General features: G+C 42.6%; 3 protein-coding genes. 2 read left to right on the top strand and 1 reads right to left on the bottom strand.

Going from position 1 to position 4,191, the window contains the following annotated elements; all coding sequences use genetic code 11:
• Nucleotides 1-677 (top strand): ISAs1 family transposase (locus tag N482_RS04615; RefSeq protein ID WP_155730476.1); only part of this gene is annotated, 677 nt, incomplete at its 5' end.
• A gap of 215 nt (nucleotides 678-892) precedes the next feature.
• Nucleotides 893-2,344 (top strand): glycosyl hydrolase family 18 protein, encoded by a 1,452-nt coding sequence (locus N482_RS04610; RefSeq protein ID WP_063375959.1) that lies wholly within the window; start codon nucleotides 893-895, stop codon nucleotides 2,342-2,344.
• 131 nt (nucleotides 2,345-2,475) lie between these two features.
• Here N482_RS04610 and N482_RS04605 read toward each other — a convergent pair whose 3' ends face one another.
• Nucleotides 2,476-4,014, bottom strand: a complete 1,539-nt coding sequence (locus N482_RS04605) for a hypothetical protein (RefSeq protein ID WP_063375960.1) — start codon at nucleotides 4,012-4,014, stop codon at nucleotides 2,476-2,478.
• Nucleotides 4,015-4,191 lie beyond the last annotated feature (177 nt).

Here is a 4,191-nt window from a genome sequence, read left to right as displayed (position 1 = left end):
CGAAGAATAAGAATGGGGAGACCCGTGTTGTTCAGCAGATGTTGGATGTACTGAATGTTAAAGGCAGTGTACTAACGATGGATGCGCTGCATTGCCAAACGGAGACACTTAAAAAAATAGCGGATAAAAAAGCGCATGTCGTGGTTCAAGTAAAGAAAAATCAGCCCAATTTGTGGAATGCGGTGAACACTCAATTTCAAGCGGTGTTTGATGCTGGGAAAGAAAAGGTTGTAACAGAAGTGACTCAGCAGGCCCATGAGCGAAAAGAGCAACGTAAGGTCTACCAACTAAAACCTAAATTTAATGAAACACTCAAAGCTCGTTGGCCAAGTATCCGCAGTATTATAGCAGTAGAGCGACACCGGACAATAAAAGAAAAGACCAGTATTGATACATCTTTTTACATCAGCTCAATGTCACCTCGTCATAAATCACTGGGTCACTATATCAGGCAGCATTGGCGTATTGAAAATAGTCAGCACTATGTATTGGATGTTGTATTCAAAGAAGATAATTCACGAATAATGCTCGAAGGAGCAGTGGAAAATATGGCTCTATTTAGACGATTTGTGATGAATATTCTCAAGCAATGTGAATGCGGCGCACCTAGCCAGCGTAATAAACTCAAAAAAGCGGGTTGGAATGACGATTACAGAGCTCAAGTTTTCTTTGGTTAATGTTTATTCAAAGTATGCTCGGCCCTGCTGAGATACCACCGTCCCTTTACTGAATGATTTATTCGACCATAGTTCAACTTGGCAAACTACAAAGTATAAAATATTCTCAAAAAGCTGATATTAGAAAGCTTTAATGTCAGCATTTTGAATGCACAACGATTCAGCATAAGCACTTTAACAACGCTTTTGCTCGACAAACATGTAAAGGGATACTTATGAAAGTATATAAATTTAATAGCGCAGGGTTACTTGGCCTGGTGTTAATGTCTGTAACTCATTTTTCTTTTGCACAAGACCAGTATCAAGAATTCACTGGCACCCACCAGCCATTTAAGCAAACAAGCAACAAGGTGGTTGGTACCTATATTGCCAACTGGTCAGATCCGAGCTCCATTGATAATGTGCCAGGAGATAATTTAACCCATATTCTATACGCGTTTTTAAGGGCATGTGGGCCAGGTCAGCTCCCCAATGACGCTACGGTATGTGCAAATAAACCAGATTATGTCCTCGCAGAGGACGATACTACTGTAGATAAGCAATTTGCACCCAAGTTTTTACAGTTAAAGCAAAAATATCCTCACCTAAAAATCCTACCTTCGGTCGGTGGTTGGGGCGGCTCGGATACATTCCCCCCCATGGCAAAAGATCCACAAGCTAGGCAAGTCTTTGTTCAGTCTGTCGTCGATTATCTACGTGCACACCGTGCTTTTGATGGCATTGATATAGATTGGGAATGGCCAAATACACCAGAAGAAGGCGGTCACTATGCCGATTTAATGCAAGACTTAAGAGTGGCCTTCGATGCCTTAGAAGTGGAACTTGGCAGAAAGTATTCGATTACCAGTGCTATAGGGACTCATGCTAATAATGTTAGAAACATAGATTACGAACGTGCTGCACCCTATCTTGACTACATCTTTTTGATGACATACGACTTTTTTGGCGGCTGGTCTAAAAGTAACATTGGCCACCATACCTCTTTAGATGCGCACAGTGCAAACATCGCCTCTCATGGGGTAATGCAAGGCGTACAAAACCTACTCAATAAAAGTGTCCCTGCCAATAAACTGGTTGTGGGTGTTGCTAAGTATGCACGAGGGTTTGACGGTGTCAGTTTAAGTGCGTCAGGCACGCATATTGGCGGGCAAGCAACAGGGCTATTTCCTAAAGCGGTTCAACCATGGGATGAAGAAGGTGTGGGCACTTACACCCGCATTGTCAATGAAGTCATCGGCCAAAATGGTCAAGGGATCAATGGCTTTACTATCCGCTACGATGCAGATTGCGATTGTCACTATGCTTGGAGAGAAAGCGACGCTGCCTTCGTCGGCTTTGATCACCCTACAAGTGTGATTAAAAAAGCCCAATACGCAGTAACCAATAATTTAGGGGGGATTTTCGCCTGGGAATACGCCCAAGATAATGGCGATATTCTCAGCGCGATGAATTACGGTATCGGAAACCAATGGTTAGGAAATTCCAACCCAGGTGATGGTGTCTGCAAAGGTATTACAAATTGGCGCGCCGAAGATGTCTATCTCAGAGGCGATCAAGTACAGGTGGACAATCGCTTATACGAGGCCAAGTGGTATTCAAGTAATCAACACCCAGCACAATATTCAGGTCGCTGGCAGGTATGGAAGTTTATTAGTGCGTGCCAGTAGTATCTAATCGAAAGCCCGCTTGTGCGGGCTTTCTTTAAAGCTTTAACCGCTCATATTTGTACAAAAAGGCGAGTAGAGGGTTATTCCCACACCTCTGCTCGCCTTAAAAATTAAACCAATAAAGCTGTGCTTTACTCCACTTCACAGCCACAAACAGAGCCAGCCGATGTATTGATATTCGTCCAATTCCCATTCCACTTGAGGTAGCTTCTGGCATTTTTACATGTGCCCTTACGCTTTGCTTTGTCTGTTTGCTTTGGATCGCCACCACAAATGAGCGCTGCATATTCATTTGAAGTAATTTGGCTAATCGCATTCACATCAGCCGCTTTTCCTTGACCTGTTACAATGTCGATAAAGCTATGGCTTAGTTTTTGACTGGTGATATTATTACTCATCTTTTGCCCTGTCCCTGAATACTCATGGCATCCAAAGCAATTACTAGAAAACTTATTATTCAAATTAACATGTTGAAAGTCAGTTTCAGCGACGCTATTTGCCAATCGTAAAGAGCCTCTTTCATTGGGGACACCAATGCCACCAGAACTTGACGTCGTATCACTGACCCAAATAGCACCCACATTGAAGTAATTGTTTAGCCTCTGCATAGCAGAAGAAGCGTGTGTTGTTGATAATGCGTCATACAAATTTGCGTTCTGTGACACAATATTAGCTAGGTTTTCTCCCGCTTTATGGTCACCAGAAGCCGTTCCATATGGATAAACCACACAAATATTCGTGGGCGTTCCTGTTGCGGGCCCATTCTTTAACTCTGGTTGGTTGAATTTACACCCAAGCTCGTTATCTAAACTATCTGGTAAACCGGCTGTACAAGTTTTTTCAGCGAACAGCCATGGCATAGCCTGCTCACCTTGAGCGTCACATGTCGGAGAGTTTGCTTTGTACTCATAGGTTGCCCAAACGAATTCAGGATGATCCTCTGTTGCGACAGCAATATGCATTCCCAGCAACCCCAGTGTTTGTGGCTGACCATCAATCATTTGTTGCTGGGTAACAAAGCTTTTAGACTCTTTTTCACGCTCACTCAATACTTTCCAAGCAAACTTGAGCTCTGTTGTACCTGATGGGAAATTTATAATCCCCTTTTTGCCAAGTTCCACAGCACTGGCAGACAAGTCACACAGTGATTTATTAAATCTCACGTCGTAATACACAACATTGCCATCTTGTGCGTAAATAGAGGCACCGCCCCCCGCTTGGCCAGTAGAAATCGATGATTTTTGTAACGACGTTCTCAAACTTTTTGGGCTTTTTATATTGTCACAAGAGTTGGCAGGACTACCAAGGGTATCATCGTTAAATTCAAGCAACGGATAGTTGGCATCGACCTGAAAATTTCTCAACGCTGAATTCTCAGAGGATGGCGACATCAAGTATAAATATGCTTGTGTCGAAAACTGATAAAAGTCACAAAAGTTTGATGAGCCATCAGCTCCACTCTTTTTAACTTCCTGTGGAAACGATGGACTCGTTATCCAATTCGGGTCTACTTGGCAGTCATAAGTGTTTGCAGGCACACTCTGAACATAAGTATTTGCTGAAGCAGTAGTGTCTGATCGCGTGCTTGCCGAATTATAACAGGCTGTAAGCTGCACAATTGATAGCGCGATAACGCTTGTGAATATTAATTTTCTAGACGGTGTTTTCATTTCAATATCCCAATTTTTAGTTGCTTGGCCAACTATGAACATTCCATAATGACGTGTATCTGACGGTTTGAAGCACTTATAATGTTTGCACCGATGGTGTGAAAAAGGTATTACACGTAATTACATTAAATTACGCTTTTGATTTGATTGGTGAAACCCGAATTCAAATTCCAAGTG

The organism is Pseudoalteromonas luteoviolacea NCIMB 1942 (genome assembly GCF_001625595.1).
Classification (GTDB): Bacteria; Pseudomonadota; Gammaproteobacteria; order Enterobacterales; family Alteromonadaceae; genus Pseudoalteromonas; species Pseudoalteromonas luteoviolacea_A.
The sequence above is the reverse complement of the archived record's forward strand: the minus strand, read 5'-3'. Positions and strand labels throughout refer to the sequence as shown.